Below are 21,435 nucleotides of genomic sequence, written 5' to 3' on the forward strand. Positions count from 1 at the left end.
ATAATTAACAATTTTCACTTCGATAAACTTCAAAAATCTGAAACAAGCAAACCATAAAGTAATCGTAATACGACAAATAAAGACTCTTAAAAAGGTACGTCATCATCTAATTTGTGTGAAAAATTTTCTCCCAATTGATTATTATTTTGACCAAACGTATTTCTCTGATTTGAGTTACTATCGGCAAAGCCACCACTATAACTCCCCCCTTGACTTGCTCCTTGCTCCCCGCCCGCGGCTCCCCGCCCATCAAGCATTTGTAATTCGCCACGGTACTTTTGCAAAACAACCTCTGTTGTATAACGGTCATTTCCATTTTGATCTTGCCATTTTCTTGTCTGTAACTGCCCCTCAATGTAAATTTTGCTGCCTTTTTTTAAATATTGCTCTGCAACTTTGACAAGGTTTTCATTAAAAATAACAATATTATGCCACTCAGTGCGTTCTTTTCGCTCATTTGTATTCCGATCGCGCCAACTTTCTGAAGTAGCAATACGCAAATTTGCCACTTGATCACCAGAATTCAAACGGCGGATTTCAGGATCCGCACCAAGATTACCAATCAGAATAACTTTATTAAGGCTACCAGCCATCGCATAAACTCCAAAATTTTAATTCGTAAAATACTCTGTTTTATAACAGTTATAACCATCTCGACCTTCAATTTACATGTCTGCAATTGACCTTCAATATGGATATTGCTATCCTTTCCCAATATTGTATCCGTGTAATTATAACAAAAGATGATAAAGACGCATAGTTTATTCCACCACAAGAGAATAAAAAGCTGCTCATTTGTATTTTTCTTTTCACAAAACTTATACCTTCCTTTAGCATTAAAGCAGTTAAACACATTGTAATTCTAAAAAAACAGTTTTATTCCATTTTAGGTGCTCAATTTTTGACACATATGCCAAGGATAAAGTATGACTCATCAAAAATATATCTCCATTCGCGGTGCACGTGAGCATAACCTTAAAAATATTGATCTCGATCTTCCTCGTGATAAACTCATTGTTATAACAGGACTTTCTGGATCAGGGAAATCATCCTTAGCGTTTGATACAATTTACGCTGAAGGACAGCGTCGCTATGTCGAAAGCCTTTCAGCCTATGCACGCCAATTTTTGGAAGTCATGCAAAAACCTGATGTCGACCGTATAGATGGTCTCTCTCCAGCTATCTCCATTGAACAAAAAACAACCAGTCGCAATCCTCGTTCAACGGTAGGTACCGTTACTGAAATCCACGATTACATGCGTCTTCTCTTTGCACGTATTGGTATTCCTCATTCTCCTGTGACAGGACTTCCTATTGAAAGCCAGACAGTAAGCCAAATGGTGGATCAAATTATGTCCTTACCAGAAGGAACGCGAATTTTTATTATGTCCCCTTTGGTGCGAGGACGAAAGGGAGAATATAAAAAAGAGCTAACAGAACTTTTAAAAAGAGGATTTCAACGCGCTAAAGTTGATGGAAAATTCTATGAAATCGCTGATATTCCACCTCTTGATAAAAAATATAAACACGACATCGATGTCGTGGTAGACCGCATTGTTGTACAGAAGGATATCATCTCTCGCTTGGCTGATAGTATAGAAACCTGTTTACAACTAGCAAATGGGCTTGCCATTGCTGAAATGGCAGACCAACCCTTAGCACAAAAAGAAACGACAAAGGAATCTGCTCATAAGTCGAAAAATAATACACACAAACGGCTCATTTTTTCAGAAAAGTTTTCCTGCCCTGTATCGGGTTTTTCTATTCCTGAAATTGAACCACGCCTTTTTTCGTTCAATAATCCTTTTGGCGCCTGTCCTCTCTGCGATGGACTGGGCATCAAAAAAGCAATGGATCCACTGAAAATTGTGCCCAATAAAAATCTTACCCTCAAAAATGGCGCCATTGCTCCTTGGGCTAAATCGGATTCACTTTATTATAGCCAAACCCTAGAAGCATTAGGAAAAGCTTACGGTTTCAAACTCACAGATCAATGGTGTGAACTCTCTAATGAAGCACAACAGGCTATTCTCTACGGTACAAAAAGAGATGAAATTTCTTTTATCTATAAAAATAATTCTGGTTCGCATAAAACGACCCAACCTTTTGAAGGAATCATCCCTAATATGGAGAGACGCTGGAAAGAAACCGATTCTGCTTGGTCTCGAGAAGAAATCGAACGTTATATGTCTTCTTCGCCCTGCCCAGCTTGTCACGGTTATCGTTTAAAACCAGAGGCACTTGCTGTAAAAATCAACGGAATGCATATTGGGCAAATATCAGATCTTTCTATTCTAAAAGCAGATGATTGGTTTGCCAATGTTCATCAATATCTCACAGAAAAACAACGTAATATCGCCGTACGTATTTTAAAAGAAATTCGTGAACGTTTGGCTTTTTTAAATCATGTAGGATTGGAATATCTTACCTTGTCTCGAAATTCAGGAACGCTTTCAGGTGGAGAAAGCCAACGCATTCGGTTGGCATCCCAAATTGGTTCTGGTCTTACAGGCGTTCTTTATATTTTAGATGAACCATCTATCGGTTTACACCAACGCGATAACGAACGCCTGTTGGAAATGCTGCGCCATTTGCGCAATCTTGGCAATACAGTTATTGTTGTTGAACATGATGAAGATGCTATTCTCACAGCGGATCATGTTGTCGATATGGGGCCTGCCGCGGGCGTTCATGGTGGAGAAATCATAGCGCAAGGGACACCGCAGGAAATTATAGAAAATTCAGCCTCTCTCACAGGCCAATACCTTTCAGGAAAAATGGCTGTTAAAATGCCGACAGAGCGACGCAAAATATCAAAAACGAAAATACTTAAAATCATCGGCGCCAAAGGCAATAACCTCAAAAATATCAATGCGAATATTCCTCTTGGAACCTTCACATGCATAACTGGTGTTTCTGGAGGAGGAAAATCAACATTTCTTATTGAAACGCTTTTCAAAGCAGCATCACATCATATCATGGGCTCTCATCATACTCCTGCCAGCTATGACAAAATTGAAGGATTAGAATTTCTTGATAAAGTCATCGATATCAACCAGTCCCCTATTGGACGCACCCCACGCTCTAATCCCGCAACTTATACAGGCGCTTTTACACCGATTCGTGAGTGGTTTGCCGATCTTCCAGAATCAAAAGCCCGCGGTTACAAAGCTGGGCGTTTTTCATTTAATGTTAAAGGAGGACGTTGCGAAGCATGTCAAGGTGATGGAGTCATCAAAATTGAAATGCACTTTTTACCTGATGTCTATGTTACTTGCGATGTCTGTAAAGGAAAACGCTATAACCGAGAAACACTAGAAATAAAATTCAAAGGACAGTCTATAGCCGATATTTTGGATATGACAATTGAAAAGGCAGAGGAATTTTTCCAAGCTATTCCCGCTATTCATAATAAAATGGAAACTCTCATTAAAGTAGGATTGGGTTACATAAAAGTAGGACAGCAAGCAACCACACTTTCTGGTGGGGAAGCACAACGTGTAAAACTTGCGAAAGAACTTTCTCGTAAAACAACGGGACGTACACTCTATATTTTGGATGAACCGACAACAGGTTTACATTTCCATGATATTTCCAAACTTCTTGAAGTGCTTCACGAACTAGTCGAGCAAGGCAACACAGTTATAGTCATTGAACATAACCTTGATGTTATAAAGACAGCCGACTGGATTATTGATTTAGGACCAGAAGGTGGAGATCGCGGTGGTGAAATTGTTGCAATTGGACGCCCTGAAGACATCATTAAGGTTCCCGCTTCCTATACGGGAAAATTTCTAAAACATGTTTTACTGCGCCCATCTCTCTATAATTCCAATTCTTAGAAACGCTTTCTATTGTAAAATACAGCATACTAACAAAGCCTGTACTTTTATTATTACCTGCAAACCAACACCTAATTCCAGTGGTGCAACACGTTTGAAGCAAAGACTAAAAACAATTTAGCGCTTTATAAGCTATTTCAGTTGTCGTATTGCCAAATAGGAACGCGCACATAATTGCGTATTTATTCTCTGTTTTGTTTATACCTGAAACGACCAGACAGCCTAAACTGGGAAGAATATGAAGTTTTAAGGGTATAAATAAGTTCCTATCTTTCCATTTCCTTTTAATTTATCTTTATGATTTTCAAAGACATCCACAGCAATATCTTATAATGAAGATTGCCATTGCTTCACGCTTTTATTTATCGCGTTCCTTAATAAAGATCACATTCCTCACGAAGGAACAAAACGCCCCAAACGGAATATATTTGCGTTGCCAATTCCCACATCTGTTTTAAAGAAACATTTCTCAATGCTCTCAAGCCCATTTCACGACGGCTCCTATGAATGCTATAATGATAAACTCATTATTGTACACCACCATCTTTACATTTATGAAGAAGCATAATCGGCATCATCACACTCTTTTCCAATATTTGTCTTCCCTACTCCCTAATATTGTAAAGCCTTTAGTTATCGAAAGCTTTCATAAAAAGCATTTTATTTCTTTTTTCAAATGTTGTTATCCACACACTCATAACTATTTATGATATATAAAAGTATCGTTTTGATTGATTGACGATAAAAAGATCTAAAATGAGAAAATCTTACGCTATTAGAGTTTCTCATTTAATGTGGAGAGAGTCTAATTATCCTTATAAGTCAAGATATTATCTAACAAAAAAGAAACAAAACTCTTTTATTATATTATTTGAATTCTTGTATAAGAATTGTAAGTTTTTTTCCCAAAAAACAGTATTTGGCTGTATTCTACAAAAGAAACTCTCCTAAAAGAGCTTAGAGTATCATTATTTTCGACTTTTTGTGCACAAAGTATCTGTTGGACATCTTACAGTTGTCAATATAATGTGATGCAGTCTAAAAAGACAAAATAACGTTGGAGATAATTTCAGCATGAAAAAAATTGAAGCCATTATAAAACCTTTCAAACTTGATGAAGTGAAAGAAGCGCTTCAAAAAATTGGGTTACATGGTATTACAGTAACAGAAGCGAAAGGTTTTGGTCGTCAAAGGGAACATACAGAACTTTATCGTGGTACGAAATATGTTGTTGACTTTCTACCTAAAGTAAAGATTGAAATTGTTGTGTCCGATGAAAAACTGGAACAAACTGTTGATGCAATACGTAAAGCAGCTCAAACCAAACATATAGGGGATGGAAAGATATTTGTCTTTTCCATTGATGATGCAATTCGTATAGGCACGGACGAAACCGGTATCGATGCCCTTTAATAAATAACGAGAAAATTCACTTTTTTATCCACCTCAACGCCATATTAAGGAAATTGAATATGACAACCGCATCAGATATTATCAAACAGATTACAGACAACGAAATCCGTTTTGTTGATTTACGTTTTACTGATCCACGAGGAAAATTGCATCACATTACAATGGATATCGCAGAGATCAGCGAGGATACTTTTAGTGATGGTGTCATGTTTGATGGTTCTTCAATTGCTGGTTGGAAAACAATTAATGAATCTGACATGGTTTTAATGCCAGATCCAGCAACAGCACATATTGATCCTTTTTTTGCTCAATCTACTTTGGTCATATTTTGTGATGTACTTGATCCTGTCTCTGGTGAGTTTTATCGTAGAGATCCTCGTTCTATCGCCAAAAGGGCTGAGGTTTATATGAAATCTTTAAACATTGGAGATACAATCAATGTGGGTCCAGAAGCAGAGTTTTTTATCTTTGATGATGTACGCTATAAAACGGACCCTTACAACACAGGGTTTAAACTCGATTCAAGTGAACTTCCCTCTAATGATGATACGGAATATGAAACAGGAAATCTAGGGCATCGCCCACGAATAAAGGGAGGCTACCTTCCTGTTCCGCCGATTGATTCCTGCCAAGATATGCGTTCTGAAATGCTCACAGCACTCAAGGATATGGGCGTACAGGTCGAAAAACACCATCACGAAGTAGCAGCAGGACAACATGAATTGGGTATTCGTTTTGATACACTTGTTCGCGAGGCTGACAAGATGCAAATTTTTAAATATGTTGTACATCAAATAGCAAACAGCTATGGGAAAACAGCAACCTTCATGCCAAAACCAGTTTTTGGTGATAACGGCTCTGGAATGCATGTCCACATTTCCATTTGGAAAGATGGTAAACCCATTTTTGCAGGAAATGAATATGCCGGACTATCAGAAACCTGTCTGTTTTTTATCGGTGGTGTTATTAAGCACGCAAAAGCAATAAATGCTTTTACCAACCCATCCACAAACTCCTATAAACGTTTGGTTCCTGGTTATGAAGCTCCTGTTCTTCTTGCCTATTCAGCACGTAATCGTTCTGCATCTTGCCGTATTCCTATGAGCTCCTCACCAAATTCAAAACGCGTAGAAGTTCGTTTTCCAGACCCAACAGCAAATCCCTATTTGGCATTTGCAGCCCTTTTAATGGCTGGTCTTGACGGTATCAAAAACAAAATTCATCCCGGACATGCTATGGATAAAGATCTTTATGATCTTCCCTTAAAGGAACTTAAAGAAATCCCTACTGTTTCAGGAAGCCTGCGTGAAGCGCTTGAAGCACTTGACAAAGATCGTGGCTTTCTTAAAGCTGGCGACGTTTTTGATGATGATCAGATTAATTCCTTCATTCAAGTAAAGATGCAAGAAGTCTTGCGTTACGAAACAACACCCCATCCTGTTGAATTTGATATGTACTATTCTGTTTAAACAATCAATACGCATTCTTTTGATTTTAAAAATGGAGGCAAAAGCCTCCATTTTTGTGGATATTCTTCTCATGCAAAAGCGCAAGAGGCTTTTTGCTCGTCCGCTTTTCCTTTATAATGTGTTGAATCTCTTCAAATGAATTAACAAAGGTTTCTAATGCCGCGAATTTGTTTTCTCGTTCCCGTTCTTTTATGCATTGTCTTTATCACATCAACAACTAAAGCACATACAATAACCAACCAAAAACTTACAACTCTTGAGAAAGCAACATCTGCTTATAGTAAAGCACTTAAAAATGCCGATGCAAATGCCATCTTAAATGCTATTCCTCCCCAAGTCATCAACCGCTTAACCGCCAAAAAAAATCTTAATCAATCACAATTTCTACAAATCATGAAAAGCCAAATAGAACGGTTGGCAGAAAGTTACAAGATTGAAACGATCAACATTGATCAAAAACAAAAACGTGAAGGTACCCTTGATAATGGTACCCCTTATTTTGTTATACCCGTGGAGCTTGTAACCACAACAAATGCTGGAAAAAAATGCTCTATTCAAACTGAAATTATTGCCCTACTTCACGATAACCAATGGTATTTTATCCGTGGCAATGACGAAGCGCTCTTAACCATAACCAATGAACTATTTCCTGGACTTGATAAAGTAAAAACCAATCCTCAAAAAGTCACAAAAATACTCTGAGCGAAAAGAATGCACGTAAATAAAAGATTTTCCCCTATAAACAAGTTGTAACAATTGTAGCAGCAGCATTAAATTCAACTTTTTTATGAGCACGGCGTGCTATTGTGTCTTTATCCGTTCCCCATTGCTCCATCATCCAATCTTCATCTAAATGGGCAATAGACCAAGCATGATCAGCATCAATGTTTCCCGCAGCAACAGCAAGAGCAATGAGAGCAGATCCCGTTAATGTTGTCATCATATGAAGTGCCGCAAGCATATAAGCAGACTCAACTCTACGTAAATAATGACTCACAGCTTGAAGTGCTTCTGGTGATTGTTCCACATGCATCAGCCCTTCTGTCAAATAAAACCGCGCACCCAGTTTTTTTTCTGCCCAATCTAATAAAGGATCCCATTGTTCAGATTGTTTTTGCACCAACTCTTTAGGTGTCTGTGCACGATAAAAGATCATATCACATGCAACGAAACGCAATAAATCTTCAAAAACCGCCTGCATATCATCAGCGATACCATCAATAACAGTATTAACCAAACGCGTCATCGGCATTTTTGCAGGATCAACAACGTGCTTTTGGTTCTCAAATTCCTGAGCAACGTATTCAGCAAACACTTCTGTTGGCACATGAAAATGACGCCTTGCGGGCGTTTTTACAGGACGTTCATCCAACAAAATCGTAAAGCCGCCCTCCTCACAAGCGATCTTCACTTGCTTATAAAACCGTTTTGGGTGTGATTGGAATGAAAGATTTTGAATCTTTTGAACAGAACTCTTTTTATTCAATGGCATATCAAAATGATCCAAAATCTCACGCATATTTGTTTACCTCTGATTTTTTCAAGAAAGCGACTGTTTCTTTAGGTTCTGTAGCTTCAATAAGGTTTAATCTGACCTTCTTAACGATTCCAAAGAAGAAAAAAAATCTTGCCAATCTCAATCTAACTTAAGAGTTATATTTCATGTTTCTTTTACAAACAAGACAATGATGATTGCCTTTTATATATTTAATACAATCATAATAGTAAAACAATTTTTAAAAGTATTATCTTAATTAAGAAGTTAAATATATTGAGTTTTATGGCAAAGATGTTCACGCCTTACCAATTTGCTTATTATTCACCTATAATAGTATTATCAATATGAACAGATTCAAAAACGCTGCTCATCCAAAAAATGATAGAGCAGTACGGTTTATGTGTCATTCACCTTCGCTTAACCATTCCAATAATTCTCTAACATATCCAATAAATACCCTGCATAGAATTTTTCTGCTCAATTACTCCCCTAAAAGACGCTGTTTTACGGCATGATAGAATAATGAACAGACAAAATTATAATTGTAAATTTTCTTTCATATATACATTATTTTATAAAGCACTAAATTACTTAACGCATTGTGCTTGATATACTCTACATATTACACTAGTTTAAATTTAGGCATATAGTTATAAAGAATAGAGATCATGCAATCTGAAAATAATACTTTTATCTATACACTTGGCCCTGCAGATACTAACTGTGCAGCAGCAGCACAGTGGTGGCTTGACAATCACAATAGAAGTGTTTTGTTCACTGACTCGAGATCCCGTATTATCTTATACGCAACTCTTGAAGAAGCATTTAATGAACTTGCTCAGAAAAAGGATGGATATCTCTTAAGCTGTGCTGCTTACCCTGATTTGCATACACTCATATTTACCCGTTTAGGTGATATGCAATTATTTGACAGCTTTATCATGCCTACTCACTCTATGGTTTTAGCTAAACGCAATAACATTGATGAAATTAAAACCGTAGCGACTCATCCTGACCCGCAATCTCTGGTAGCTCATCAATATGACAAAGTATTTGCCAACAGCAATGCTGATGCAGCCGTTCTTTGTAAGGCTGAAAAAGCCGATGCTTGTATCACAACATCGGTTGCGGCAAATCGCTATAAGCTGAGTATTGTCGAAAATTTTGGACAAGTGCCAATGTCCTTTTTGCTCCACTCACTAAAGTCAACTAATCATGAAAAAATCTGAAGCGCTTCTTTCCATTGTTAACTTAGTTGACAAATTCCGTATGCGCCAAGAACGAGATGGGAGCATTAAAGAACCAACTTCAGCAGATAATAATATGATCAATGAATTGATCACTCTGCTGAACCACCATGCTAATATTCTTGACGGATTATCTCCAAAACTTTTAGCGACCATTTCTGATGATCTTCATCAGTGGATGATCAGCGGTTTAACGACCCCTCCTCAATTTGATAACACTTTGGCTGCTTTCAAAGCCCCATTACCAGATGCTCCCTTGTTTTTCTTGGCTCCAATGCGTGCAACAAATGGACCTGATCCAGAAGGATTCCGGCTGGAATTAGTTACAGGATATCGTCATGAAACGGCCTATCTTGCTGACGCCTCAAAATATACAAATAATTATCTGTCACCTTTTCAATGTATAAAAATGGGAATAGCATCAAGAGGTTTTTTAGAAGGCAATTGCATTGTTCTATTCCCAGAATCTGTAGCAACTGCTCAAAAAATTGTTAAGCAAGCATTTGCTTTGTTTTTTTCAGTAAATTCTTTGATATTTACAATAAGCAAACAATTGTGGAAGCTGAACGTTTACTCGGCCGTGATAGTAAATTCCTGTTCGGTCAATTGCATAGTCGAAACTTATCTAAAGAAGACATTTACGATGCTCGCTGTTTGTGGGGCTATTATCATGACTATGCACATCATACTGGACCGCGGCCATTGGATAAAAATCTATATATAAAATTAAATTGGTTCACTGGTCTTCTAGAAGAAACTAAAGTTGATTTAATTACAGTGCGTATTATGCTACAAAATCATCCAAAATTTTGGAAAGAAATAACTGAATTTGTCCTATTAGAACGCATATTCCGTTATCCAAAAGATTCTGATCAGCATATGACATTCGATGCTGGTACAGGGATCTTGCTTTTTGAAATATTGATGCGGAACAAAGCATTGATTGAAACAAATCAAGGTTATCTTCAATTTGATTTGGAGTGTCTTGAAAAAGTAATAATATTGATGATAGCAGATATAGAAGCACTTGAAGCATTAGATGATGACGCTTATTTGGCAGGAGCTAAAGATTATATCCAAAATAATCTTGGAAAACCACAGACCTCAAAGTCACGATTTAATTTTTCAACATCATCTTATGCACAGCGAGTGATTAGAGGATTAAATCATTGAGTTTTATAAAAGGACGATTACTATTATTTACTTTTGCCATTCTAGCATTGTTTTCCATAAGTTGGTTATTATCTAAGAATTTGGTTAGCAATATACCCGTCATGCATGCGGTTGGACTTAGGTTGTTTGCCACCGCTGCCACCTTATGGCTGATTGCAGTATTTCGTGAGAAAGCTGTTTTCAGATCCCTACCATTGCTTTCCATGATACCTTCTTTTTTAATTCTATCAGTATTAGGATTCTCGCTGTATTTTGTATGCAGCTTTGGTGCATTAAAATCACTCAAAGCCAGTGATTTAACCATGGTGCTCGCTACTATTCCAGGAATTACTTATATATTAGGTGCATTGACAAATGTCCTTAAATTCTCATGGCTGAAGCTTAGTGGAGTGATAATTGTCAGTGTAGCAGCTGTGGCATTCAATATAAACAATGGAGAAGGTGGATACAGCCTAATAGGAATAGCTCTTGCTTTAACAGCAGCCCTTTCTTACTCTGCTTATGGCTTATTGTCTAAACGTTATCTTAAAAATTTACCTTTGCTCACCTCACTGGCTTGGATCACGACAATTTCTGCAGCATCATTTATGCCATTATTTATTTTTGATCCTGCCCCACTCTTATATCTTAAGTTAGAAGATATATTTAAAATATTGATTTTAGGAACTGTTTGCTCGGCACCAGTTTACGTATTATACCAAAAAGTTTTAGCCGAAGGAGGCGTATTATACGCCAACACTATCGGCGTATTATCCCCTTTTGCAGTGGTTGCATGTGAATGGATAATCGACTCGAGCCCTTCTCTCAACATTATCAAAATAATTGCTATGATTGTAGTTGTTATAGGGATGACACTCTTATTTATAGATGCATCAAAGGTATCTACATGGCAACATAAACGCCATTCTCAAAACTCCAAATTTAATAAGGAAACAAAATGAAAAAACTCGCGTTAGTTTGCCAGCGCAATGCAAAATTACCATTTATATTTGAAGCAGTACAAGCAGCTAATATCGAATTAGTAATGATCTATGATACCGCTGAAAGCGCTCCCACTCAACACCCCGCAGCAGTCACTTCAACTTGGCAACTTCCTGTTTTTGATAACCCAGAGCTAGCTCTAGACACTTTTGCAACAGGAGCAAAAGAACGCAATATTGCTGGGGTTATGACCCTTCGCGAAGAAGCCATTCTATGGACAGCTTTGGCTGCAAAAAAAATCAATACTCCAAGTATTGAACCAGAAGTAGCAGCATTAACCAGAAATAAATATCTCATGCGTCAAGCTTTTGCTAAAGCAGGCTTAAGAACACCAGGATTCTTTTATATAGATAATCCAGAAGACCTATCACAAGTACATGCCTTAGACTGTCCACTCGTTATTAAACCCGTCTCTGGATGGGCAAGTGCAGGCGTCATGTTAGCTAAAAATTCCACCGAACTTCCTGATCTCATTAAAGCCGTATGGAATGTTCAGCATAAAGACATGGCACGTTTTAATGATAAAAATAAACCTGTAGGTTTAGTCGTAGAACAGTATTTGTCAGGAAAAGAGTTTGTCGTAGAATGCTTTGTTGATACAGCAGGTGTACACGTTCTATCCGTTGGAGACAAGGGACAGCCTGAGGGACCATGGTTTGAAGAAACAATTTATCGTCAACGCTGTGATATAGATGATCCTTTAATTATTGCTTTATGTGAGGCTGCATGCTCTGGAGTTAAAGCTCTTGGTATAAATATGGGAGCTGCCCATGTAGAGCTACGCCTAGATACTAATAATTTACCTTATATCATTGAGATAGGCGCTCGTATAGGTGGATCAGGTGTTTCCCATTTTATTGTTGAGCAAGGTACAGGAATTTCATTTGCAAAACTATGTATGAATGCCGCTTTAGCTGAAAAAACCCCAGACCTTCCCGATATACTCCCAACTGAAAAAGTGGCGGCAAATTATATTATTCCTCTTCATGGGTATGGACGGTTTTCTGGATTTTCAGGTCTAGATAAGGTTGCACAGCATCCTCAAACCGCCAGAACTATCATTTTTTTTGAAACCAATCACATTTCACCACCTCCACCAGCATTTGGTGGATATCCTGGTTTTATTTTCTCTGTTCATAACTCAAACGAAGAAGCACGCAATTACCATAAATGGCTCGATGATACCTTAAGCATCATATGGCAAAATACTGATTTATAATGATAATTTATCGTTATTCATATTGAATGAGAACGCCGATATCGTAGGATTTTCTCATTTTAAATCTGTTTATCAGATGAACAAATTTTTTAAAGCATTTGAAAAATGCTATAGTAGATAAAAATAAATCAACACGATATTTTCATATTTATTAAAACACATGATATCATTATTAAAAGAAGCAACTAAAATTCTGCACAAACAATGGTTTTAATTCCGATAGTAGAACAAGACTTTGAAAATAACATTTATTATTTTTTTAAAAGATTTATTAAAAATGATAGCGCAAACCACCAGAAAAATGAACTCCAGAAAAACCAGCCTTGGTTAACCTATGCTGATAGCTAAGATCACTGTAAAGTGTAACTTTAGAAGAAAACTGCGCATTGATACCCAAACCTGTTTCTAAGGAAGAACCGAAAGCACTCAACTGAAAAACATCTTTAAAATGAACAAATTGTTCTTTACCAAAACAATGAGCAAGATGAATATTGCCATAAAAAGAAGTGATACGATCCTTATCAGAGGCTGTAAATGTTTTACTTAAACGCCCACCAACACGCACAAACCATTGACTCATTTTTTTCATATCAACATCAAATCCATCAATATCACGAAACTTATCAAATTGAAGATGTTGATAAATAAGCTGAAGTTGCGGATCAAAAATAAGATCTTTATATCCTGTCATAAACGTTTTACCAGCAGAAAACGAAACGTTCAAAGGATTTGCTTTTAATGTCGCCGTCTTACCCCAAACATGGCTACGCACATCCCCTTTAAACAAACCATAAGATAAAAGACCATCTATATAAAAACCAGTTTTGTGTTCCACACTACCGTATGACGTAAATGACCATTTATTAAACGTACTCTTTTGGCTTCGTTCCACGTTACGAGGTTGTAAAGAAAGCTTTCCATAGGTTCCCATAATCCCAAAAGATGTCGTACTATATGCGCTCTCTATTGTTTTGAGCAAAATATCTGTTTTTATAGCGTTATAATCAACATGACCATCGTACCCATATTTAAGTATAGAAAGATCTGAGACATAACGATAACTCCCACCATAACCGTGAACAGATAAAGCAAAGTTCCCTTCAACTTTTAATAATTTACGAGGAATAGACCGCGTAGCTTGCAACTGCTTTTGTTGATGACCAATATCCATGAGCCCAACATGAAATAAAGCATTTGGTAACAAAAGATAAGTTGGAACTTGTGGAACAACCTCTCTGACCTTTAACTCGGAAGGGGGAATAGCAGACACCTCTAAAGCAGGCTGAATATATTTACTTTCAAGGCGAAAATCCCAAAAATCTCCATCTCCTTCAACCAATCTTTGAGAAGTTTGTGCATTTCCAAGAGCAGAAGCTGGACCATAAGCATGAAGATAATATTGGTAAGGCAAACCCTCTAATGCGATATAAGCACGATTTAACTGAAAAGAATCCTCTGCCGCTTTTCCAGAAACCTGAATAAGTGAAATACTATGAGCATTTTCACCGGTTGCTATCTCACCCTGATTTCCTGCAACAAATTGCACATAAACTGTTGTTTTTCCAGAAACATCACCATGTATTAAAAGCCGATCAGTTTTTTTATTATCGAGCAAACCATCACTACTGAGATGCGTATTGAGATAAATATCTGCCCTATCTTGCGCACTATAAACTTCTTTTTCTCCCTTCCCAATATGAAGTGTCTGATACTCCTGAAACATTGGAGTCTCAAAAGCAATAAAACTATCAGAAACTTTCACAAATGAAATAGACGAACTTGTACGGTTTGCAACTTGCAAATCGATCTCTCTTCTTTTTGTCAAAAACCATTTTGATCCCCCTGTTAAATAAAGCTCAGCAATAGAATCATCGGCAACACGAGTCCCTCCTATCAATGAAGAAGAATTAGCCAAAATCGCTACACTCCCCCCCTTTTCAACTGTTAATAATAAGTCACCAAAAATTTTTGTACCTTCTGTTACTCCAATATAACTACGACTGTTATTACTATGAACAGCTGTCCCATCTGGAACCTCAAAAATCGTCCTTTTCAAAAAGACAAGCCCCTGTTCATACGCATCATTTTCCCCATCCCTCTCAAAATACATACCATGTTTGTTACCTATTGCTTTAATTGTTGAATCTTCAATATTAACCCGCGAAATTAAAATATTTCCTTCCCTGCCGTTATTGGATGGCGTGTTAGAATCTTGTCCAACTGTTAAAACATGAACATCCGTAGAAATAATATTCGTATTTTTTACATAAACAGAACCCTGATGTTTTACATTGAAAACTGTATGTGTACTTTTTTCATTTGTATTTTCTTTGTCTTCTGTTTTTTGATATTTTGAAGCAATGGTAACACCATCTAAAGTCGCACTCCCCCCTCTCCCCACATAAAGCGCAGCAGCATCATTCACATCAATAAATCCACTTTTCATCTGAATACCCGCATCAGCACTAACGAAAAGAGCACTCTCTTGACCGATACCCAAACCTTCCACTTTAATTTTTGTATTCGTTAACGTAACAGATGCTCCTCGCTTCTCTGCATAAGCAGCAATCTGAGAAGCCTCAATTGTTCCACGATTAACCTCAATCATTCCACTATCAGCTTTAAGACCTATTGATACATTTTTAAAAGCTGAATCGCTCAAAACAATTTTTCCCCCTCGTGATACAAAAACACCATAAATATCTTCTATACCCGCAGTAGCTTCAACCTCTACACGCGTTGCCTGAATAACTGTATTTGGCTCCTGCACTACTATAGCAGCAGGTAACATGAGAGAACGACCCTCCCCATTCTTTTCTTTAACAGGCGCCGTGAATTTATATACTTTATCACTAATTGTATGCTTTGAACCATCACTGCATCCGTAAGGTAATTTGTTTTCATCACATGACAGTGATGTATATGAATGAGAATGTGCCTCAATATTTATATTTAACAAAAAAGAAAAAATAGCTGCTGTAAAAAAGCACGAATACAAGTGATTGTTAGATACCTTGACTATCATTGTTTCTCAAAACTTTCTTTTTTCAACAAAAACAAAAAATGCTGGAAAAAAAATAAACCACAAATTAAACACAATAAGAACAAAACAAACAAAATTATTTTATTTTTTTATGATAAAATCATAGCATTCAATAATATGTTTTGTGTTTTATGTAAAGAAAGAACAAAAAGTTTAAAAATACCATTTAGGAGGACAATCCCTTTAAAGAAGGCATCTCAAAAACCGCTGAAAACTGTAATTACAAAAGGCCCAAAAACCAATCTTAAAAAAACGTGAAAAAATGCGAATTTTGAAGAGATATAATATTCAATTTATCTCACCACAAAAAAATAAAAATACAACAACATGAGAATAACTTTTAAGATTAAACGATTAAAACGTTTTAATAAAACACAGCACAAAAAGATACAATATACGAAATCTATAACCGCATCATCTCTTCAACCACAACAAAAAAACAAGAAATTGCACACTAATGTATAAGCTAATGTACACAATTTCTATATTAAAAATGTTAAATATCTAACAAAGAAATTTGAATAAATAAAAAACTTCTCCTAATACCCTATCATCAATGATTTGAATTAATAAATGTAATATTTTAGATCTTTTGATAAAATCTAAAATACAGTAAAACACTCACCATTCTGAACTTAAAAAACACCAAAATAAAATTTCATCAAAATTAGCTCTATGAAAGCTATCTGTTTATTATCGTTAAAGCAGATATTTTAGCAAAGCTATTATTTGCCATTCTTTATATTGAATAAATTTCTCTAAACAACAACCCACTATCCTCCGCTAGCATCATCTGACCACAACACTATTGCCAATCTCGTAGCTGATGAATATAACTACATTGGAGACAAAAGAGCTATATTTCTCTCTTCTCCCGTTTAATATTTTTATTTAATTATTGCTTTAAAAATCAAAGTTCTACTGTTGATGATCACTTGTACAAAGCTTTTTTTATTTTCTGGCGCTTTTTATCATTTTCAAAACGTAACATCAAATCTCGCTCTTGTTTTGTCGAATTGGTTACACCAAAAGTATCATTGTCCATAACCTGCTGATACCCTGCTACCATTAAATTGACTAAAAATGAATCACTTCGCGGCGTTGATGAAAAATAGATTCCCTTTGAATCTTGTAATTTGTACCGATAACCTGCTTTAGTCATGCACTCATAAACTGCTGCAAAATCACTTGCACGCGAATCCATATTTTTAGAAGAAGCGTAGATTGGTTTCCAACCACATTTTGACAGTGCTTGTTGGACCATAGACTTACTGACACCAGACTTTTCCCATAATTCTAACGTCGATGGGGGAGGTTTGCTAATACACCCAGCAGAGCTTAATAAAATTATAGCACTCAATAATTTCAATGTTTTTTTCATTTCCCCCTCCGTCAATATTTACGATAGAAAGACTGATAAGTCTTCTAATATTTACTCACACGCAAGATGACTTTTGTTAGCATATAGATATTGAAGAAACAATCCCACCCCCCCATGGAAAAACAAGAATGTAAGGATTTTTGATTACAGCAGCCTCAATACTTAAGGTTGACATTCAGGTTGTTCTTTATGCTCTTGACAATGAGGACTATTCAAACGCCTCTCTACACTTCGCTGAGGAATAACTGCATCAGGCTGACAAATTGGAAGATTTTTATATTTCTCACACCACTTCATTCTTCCCAATTTATCTTGGAAACCTGCTTGGATCATACATGCATTCACAGACTCCTCAGCATTGAATTTCTCATCCGTACTTGTTTCTGTATCAAGACGACCATCAAGATGCTGTATTCCACATTCTAACAAAGCTTTTTTGATCTCAAGCTGATCAGTACCGGATTTTTCCCATGCATCTACAGCTGTTCGAGAAGGCTGCTCAGGGTAGCATCCAGCCATAACAAATAAGGTTATCCCGCTTAATAATTTTAAAATCTGCTTCATTTTCCTATCCTTGAGTAATTTTGATATTACGAAACAATCTATAAATTATTTTACATGCTGTTTTTTATTTCCAAAACAATGATGAACATTATCAACCTATATTATTTTATCTTTCCGAAGATTATGCCATAATTATTATATCAAAAATACGGTAAAATTATTACTAAAATCATATATCTATCAACGATATGCTTATAATTATTATCAATATTTTGATTACAACCAAAATAGATATTTTATATTATTGCGCCAACAGTTGTGGTACCCATAAATAAATAGCATTGACATGCTGAATTAAGCCCCCCGCGTACGGGTATGAGAAACATGAAGGTAGGGATTGTGATCGTCACAAACAGCAAGACTTAAGGTTTGCATTCAGGTGCATTTTTATATTTTTTACAAAAAGGGCTGTTCACGCGCTTCTTAACACTGTGCCTCGGGATGACAGCACCCGGACGACAAATGGGCAAGTTTTCGGCTCTATGATTCTCGCACCAAGTCCCCCCACTTTATCACGGAAACCTGATTGGAGCATACAAGCTTCTATGGTTGCTATTGCATTGTAGCTGAGCTTTCTGCTTTCTGGATCAACATCATAAGGCGTTGGCATACCACATTCTAATAATGCTTTTGCTACCTCAGTAAAATCTGCTCCAGGTTTCTCCCGCGTAGCTATCTCTCCTGGAGGAGTTTTATTAAACTGGCACCCAGCTATACTCAATAGAGTTATCGCGCTTAATAATTTTAGAGTTTGTTTCATTTTTACTCCATGATTTAATTCAAGGCTTTTGTTCTAAATGAGATGTGTCATAAAACTTTTGGCATTTATAACCCACATCTCCAAGACAAGTATGGAAGCTTATGGGATTCATGATCACTCTCCACCATTCTTTCCAAACGTTACTACCAGCAGGTATCGTCTCGTAGGTATAGCCATTACCGCCAATAATTCTGCTTACAAAGTCAAATCTATTCCCATCAAAACCAATAATGGTTTGTTTGCCATCACTCACATAACCTAACAGACCGTATGCAACTAAAACATTAGAGGCTGGTCCATAGAAATTGATATTCGTGTTATCGGCTATCCCGCGAACACCTTCTTGTTTGAAAGAATTCAGCATATTCCCCAATGTCATTGTCCCGCGGCTATGTCCATAAAGTTCCAACCCTGTAATACCATGGCTATACACCAAATCTTTTGCTTCTTGTGTGGAATTGGTCAAACCCCAAAAGTTATTTTCCATAAACTTCTGATAACCCGCGACCAAAAGTTCTGAGATAGCAGAATCAGCTTCTGGGAACACAACAAAATAAAGCGGATTATTTTTATCCTTCGCATGTTGCTCTGTATAAACAGCGGCTTCCTCTGGTGGAGTAAAGATGCCATTAAAGGATACATGCACCTTGCCATCAGAACCTTCTTGCAAATGCTGCTTTTCTTCATCCGTTAAATAATGAAAGAGAGGGAACAATCCCGCCATTCCAAGCAAATGCAAAAATAGTGGGATTGTTGATCGTCACTAACAGCAAGACTTAAGGTTTGCATTCAGGTGCGTTTTTATATTTTTTACAAAAAGGGCTGTTTAAGCGCTTCTTGACACTGCGCCTCGGGATGACAGCGCCCGGACGACAAATGGGCAAGTTTTCGGCTCTAAAAGTATAACATGGCCCACCCGCTCTTGCTACCTCTTCATCTTTATAGCGGAAACCTGATTGAAGCATGCAAGCATAAGTTGTTGCTTTTGCATTGACGCTCTGCTTTCTGTTTTCTGGATCGACATCATAAGGAGTTGGCATACCACATTCTAATAATGCTTTTCCTATTTCAGTAAAATCTGCTCCTGGCTTTTCCCAAGCACTCAAATACCCTCCAGGAGTTTTATTAAACTGACATCCAGCGATACTTAACAGAACTATTATACTCAATAATTTTAAGCTTTGTTTCATTTTTTCCTCCTTAAAGGGACTTGTACTCGATTGAATGAGCCATGAACATACCGACATGCTTGGCTCGCATCTCCAAGGCAAGTATGGGGATTTATGGGATTTGTAGCCACTCTCTACCATTCTATCCAAACGTTACTGCCAGCAGGTATCGTCTCGTAGGTATAGCCATTACCGCTAATAATTCTGCTTACAAAGTCAAATCTATTCCCATCAAAACCTGTTTCACGCGTCTGTGAATGGCTGCTATGATAGTCTGTCATGCCAACAATCGTCATACTTTCTCCCATTACATTGATATCTTGACCGGAAATCAGATGAGAAGCAATAATCGTAGCATCTCATTGTACATCCATATCAACATTGCCTGTTGCCTCAAGGATAGAGAGAATTGTTGTTGTGTGTGTTTCAGAGCTATTGGAAGATTTCTCGTGTAAAAAGCCATTTTCCGATGATTGTTTTTGCTAGTCGTAGTGTTCTTGAGCGCCTTTTATGGTAATATTGAATAATTTTGCACCGAAATACAGTTGCGGAGTGCATTTTGTCCGCCTCCACTTGTAATAAAAATTACTCTTGTATCAATATTAAAAAAATAAGTTTGATCCTTCCTCTTGTGAGAACAATAACAATAAGAATCGTAAAACTGTCACACGTTCATTGTTCTCTTTAATTTACTCTTCTATGAGATTTTATTGTAATACCTTGCTGCTGTTTATTAAAGTTTTTGTAAAAACAATGATACAATGCCTCATGTAACTTTGTTATCCACTATTTTCTACCAACGCCAATCCTCTTTGAGAAAAAAATACATAAAGAACTTTATCTTCGCTTCTAAAAGCAATAGTAATTTTCTAAACAACAAAATTTAAACAACCAATTTTTTAAAGAGCTTAAAAAACAATTCTTACAATAACTTCTCTTGTGAAACAGAACTTCATTAATACGTTTAGAAAAAGATATCTGCCTATAATCATGTATCTGGTAAAATCTATTTGCACTGTTAGGCATTTTAACCTGAAAGACTTATATTGATGGCACAGCTCACCATCAAAAAAACGCCTAATATTTATATGATTTTGTCGTTACCGTAAGCAATGGCTCACAAAAACTTCCAAAGCAAAATAATAACGAGCAGATTTTTTCAATCTAGATTGTTCTAACCTTTAGAGAAAACAATCAAACACCTGTTCTCCTGATGACATCAGCTATTTGTTTTGAGTTTTTTCTCTATTCACATTTTATTGCTGTTTCTTTTGCTAGAAATAACAAGACCTCTTTTTATCTATATAGATAATTGATTTTATATATCTTTTTTAAAGTACGGGATACGTGGATAAAAGTTAGGGAATAGGATTTTCTAACATTTCTCTATAAAGCACGCTTCGCACAATGTTTCTAATGTTTCTTTGAAGTCTGCTAACGCTTCTTGATGTAAGCCATCTAAAAGTCTCATAAACGCAACAACAATTTCACGTTGCAACGGAGTAGAAGGCTTTATGATGATGCTTTTTCGACAAGAATAGGCTTCTTTTTTTAAGAGAGAAGCCTTCTCTTTATCTAAACCATAAAGCTCTATGATCTTTTCCTCCAGTCCTACAGGAACAGATTTTTTGCCAATCTCGACAGAAGATAAAAATGCTACAGATATGTCTAATTTC

18 protein-coding genes and 1 pseudogene are annotated in these 21,435 nt (G+C 36.7%); 9 read left to right on the plus strand and 10 right to left on the minus strand.

The genetic code is table 11. The features are described 5' to 3' along the window. Positions 1-86: 86 nt before the first annotated feature. Positions 87-593 carry a single-stranded DNA-binding protein gene (gene ssb, locus ACFIJW_RS07765; protein WP_375633841.1) on the minus strand — a complete coding sequence of 169 codons (507 nt, stop codon included), beginning with the start codon at positions 591-593 and terminating at the stop codon, positions 87-89. Between the two features lie 333 nt (positions 594-926). On the opposite strand from ssb, the gene uvrA reads away from it, so the two are divergent. The 4 genes from uvrA (at position 927) to ACFIJW_RS07785 (ending at position 7,426) form a co-directional block, all read left to right on the plus strand. Continuing rightward, positions 927-3,842, plus strand: coding sequence for an excinuclease ABC subunit UvrA (gene uvrA / locus ACFIJW_RS07770; protein ID WP_375633842.1), 2,916 nt, complete (start codon positions 927-929; stop codon positions 3,840-3,842). A 1,074-nt stretch (positions 3,843-4,916) separates the two neighbouring features. Next, the gene (locus tag ACFIJW_RS07775) at positions 4,917-5,255 is read left to right on the plus strand and encodes a P-II family nitrogen regulator (protein ID WP_015856528.1); all 339 of its coding nucleotides are present in this window, start codon (positions 4,917-4,919) and stop codon (positions 5,253-5,255) included. 59 nt (positions 5,256-5,314) lie between these two features. Further along, a complete protein-coding gene (gene glnA / locus ACFIJW_RS07780) occupies positions 5,315-6,724 on the plus strand; it encodes a type I glutamate--ammonia ligase (RefSeq protein ID WP_375611514.1) in 1,410 nt (469 codons plus the stop codon). Positions 6,725-6,880: 156 nt separating this feature from the next. Next, positions 6,881-7,426: a hypothetical protein gene (locus tag ACFIJW_RS07785; RefSeq protein WP_375621407.1), complete on the plus strand. Its 546-nt coding sequence runs from the start codon at positions 6,881-6,883 to the stop codon at positions 7,424-7,426. A gap of 34 nt (positions 7,427-7,460) precedes the next feature. Here ACFIJW_RS07785 and ACFIJW_RS07790 read toward each other — a convergent pair whose 3' ends face one another. After that, the gene (locus tag ACFIJW_RS07790) at positions 7,461-8,243 is read right to left on the minus strand and encodes an ATP12 family chaperone protein (RefSeq protein WP_375633843.1); all 783 of its coding nucleotides are present in this window, start codon (positions 8,241-8,243) and stop codon (positions 7,461-7,463) included. 647 nt (positions 8,244-8,890) lie between these two features. On the opposite strand from ACFIJW_RS07790, the gene ACFIJW_RS07795 reads away from it, so the two are divergent. The 5 genes from ACFIJW_RS07795 to ACFIJW_RS07815 all read left to right on the plus strand — a co-directional run bounded on the left by ACFIJW_RS07795 (position 8,891) and on the right by ACFIJW_RS07815 (position 12,842). Continuing rightward, positions 8,891-9,451, plus strand: a complete 561-nt coding sequence (locus ACFIJW_RS07795) for a prephenate dehydratase domain-containing protein (protein ID WP_375633844.1) — start codon at positions 8,891-8,893, stop codon at positions 9,449-9,451. Further along, positions 9,438-10,193 (plus strand): DUF6421 family protein, encoded by a 756-nt coding sequence (locus ACFIJW_RS07800; RefSeq protein ID WP_375633845.1) that lies wholly within the window; start codon positions 9,438-9,440, stop codon positions 10,191-10,193. Before ACFIJW_RS07795 ends, ACFIJW_RS07800 begins: the two co-directional genes overlap by 14 nt. Next, positions 10,172-10,642, plus strand: a complete 471-nt coding sequence (locus ACFIJW_RS07805) for a hypothetical protein (RefSeq protein WP_375633846.1) — start codon at positions 10,172-10,174, stop codon at positions 10,640-10,642. Before ACFIJW_RS07800 ends, ACFIJW_RS07805 begins: the two co-directional genes overlap by 22 nt. Before the next feature lie 80 nt (positions 10,643-10,722). Continuing rightward, positions 10,723-11,583: a DMT family transporter gene (locus tag ACFIJW_RS07810; protein ID WP_375633855.1), complete on the plus strand. Its 861-nt coding sequence runs from the start codon at positions 10,723-10,725 to the stop codon at positions 11,581-11,583. Beyond that, positions 11,580-12,842, plus strand: a complete 1,263-nt coding sequence (locus ACFIJW_RS07815; RefSeq protein WP_375633847.1) for an acetyl-CoA carboxylase biotin carboxylase subunit family protein — start codon at positions 11,580-11,582, stop codon at positions 12,840-12,842. The genes ACFIJW_RS07810 and ACFIJW_RS07815 overlap by 4 nt, the downstream gene beginning before the upstream one ends. Before the next feature lie 271 nt (positions 12,843-13,113). On the opposite strand, the gene ACFIJW_RS07820 is transcribed toward ACFIJW_RS07815, so the two are convergent. The 8 genes and pseudogenes from ACFIJW_RS07820 to ACFIJW_RS07855 all read right to left on the minus strand — a co-directional run. Next, positions 13,114-15,867, minus strand: coding sequence for an autotransporter outer membrane beta-barrel domain-containing protein (locus ACFIJW_RS07820; protein WP_375633848.1), 2,754 nt, complete (start codon positions 15,865-15,867; stop codon positions 13,114-13,116). Between the two features lie 949 nt (positions 15,868-16,816). After that, positions 16,817-17,266 (minus strand): hypothetical protein, encoded by a 450-nt coding sequence (locus ACFIJW_RS07825; protein WP_375633849.1) that lies wholly within the window; start codon positions 17,264-17,266, stop codon positions 16,817-16,819. Between the two features lie 162 nt (positions 17,267-17,428). Continuing rightward, positions 17,429-17,830 carry a hypothetical protein gene (locus ACFIJW_RS07830; RefSeq protein WP_375633850.1) on the minus strand — a complete coding sequence of 134 codons (402 nt, stop codon included), beginning with the start codon at positions 17,828-17,830 and terminating at the stop codon, positions 17,429-17,431. A gap of 362 nt (positions 17,831-18,192) precedes the next feature. After that, positions 18,193-18,590: pseudogene (locus tag ACFIJW_RS07835) on the minus strand (hypothetical protein). 19 nt (positions 18,591-18,609) lie between these two features. Then, a complete protein-coding gene (locus ACFIJW_RS07840; protein WP_375633851.1) occupies positions 18,610-19,314 on the minus strand; it encodes a filamentous hemagglutinin in 705 nt (234 codons plus the stop codon). A 52-nt stretch (positions 19,315-19,366) separates the two neighbouring features. Then, complete coding sequence (locus tag ACFIJW_RS07845; RefSeq protein ID WP_375633852.1) at positions 19,367-19,780, minus strand: hypothetical protein; 414 nt, start codon at positions 19,778-19,780, stop codon at positions 19,367-19,369. Positions 19,781-19,893: 113 nt separating this feature from the next. Further along, a complete protein-coding gene (locus tag ACFIJW_RS07850; RefSeq protein WP_375633853.1) occupies positions 19,894-20,055 on the minus strand; it encodes a hypothetical protein in 162 nt (53 codons plus the stop codon). 1,079 nt (positions 20,056-21,134) lie between these two features. Beyond that, on the minus strand, positions 21,135-21,435 hold a 301-nt coding region (locus ACFIJW_RS07855), incomplete at its 5' end, for an XRE family transcriptional regulator (protein WP_375633854.1).

The sequence above is a fragment of the Bartonella sp. MM97QHHN genome (genome assembly GCF_042194285.1).
Lineage (GTDB): Bacteria > Pseudomonadota > Alphaproteobacteria > Rhizobiales > Rhizobiaceae > Bartonella.

Coding starts and splice junctions, on each gene's coding strand:
- glnA (WP_375611514.1), top strand. CDS start 5,315: ATGACAACCGCATCAGATATTATCAAACAGATTACAGACAACGAAATC.
- uvrA (WP_375633842.1), top strand. CDS start 927: ATGACTCATCAAAAATATATCTCCATTCGCGGTGCACGTGAGCATAAC.
- ACFIJW_RS07815 (WP_375633847.1), top strand. CDS start 11,580: ATGAAAAAACTCGCGTTAGTTTGCCAGCGCAATGCAAAATTACCATTT.
- ACFIJW_RS07825 (WP_375633849.1), bottom strand. CDS start 17,266: ATGAAAAAAACATTGAAATTATTGAGTGCTATAATTTTATTAAGCTCT.
- ACFIJW_RS07790 (WP_375633843.1), bottom strand. CDS start 8,243: ATGCGTGAGATTTTGGATCATTTTGATATGCCATTGAATAAAAAGAGT.
- ACFIJW_RS07845 (WP_375633852.1), bottom strand. CDS start 19,780: ATGAAACAAAGCTTAAAATTATTGAGTATAATAGTTCTGTTAAGTATC.
- ACFIJW_RS07785 (WP_375621407.1), top strand. CDS start 6,881: ATGCCGCGAATTTGTTTTCTCGTTCCCGTTCTTTTATGCATTGTCTTT.
- ACFIJW_RS07840 (WP_375633851.1), bottom strand. CDS start 19,314: ATGGCGGGATTGTTCCCTCTCTTTCATTATTTAACGGATGAAGAAAAG.
- ACFIJW_RS07830 (WP_375633850.1), bottom strand. CDS start 17,830: ATGAAGCAGATTTTAAAATTATTAAGCGGGATAACCTTATTTGTTATG.
- ACFIJW_RS07820 (WP_375633848.1), bottom strand. CDS start 15,867: ATGATAGTCAAGGTATCTAACAATCACTTGTATTCGTGCTTTTTTACA.
- ACFIJW_RS07850 (WP_375633853.1), bottom strand. CDS start 20,055: ATGACGATTGTTGGCATGACAGACTATCATAGCAGCCATTCACAGACG.
- ssb (WP_375633841.1), bottom strand. CDS start 593: ATGGCTGGTAGCCTTAATAAAGTTATTCTGATTGGTAATCTTGGTGCG.
- ACFIJW_RS07800 (WP_375633845.1), top strand. CDS start 9,438: ATGAAAAAATCTGAAGCGCTTCTTTCCATTGTTAACTTAGTTGACAAA.
- ACFIJW_RS07775 (WP_015856528.1), top strand. CDS start 4,917: ATGAAAAAAATTGAAGCCATTATAAAACCTTTCAAACTTGATGAAGTG.
- ACFIJW_RS07795 (WP_375633844.1), top strand. CDS start 8,891: ATGCAATCTGAAAATAATACTTTTATCTATACACTTGGCCCTGCAGAT.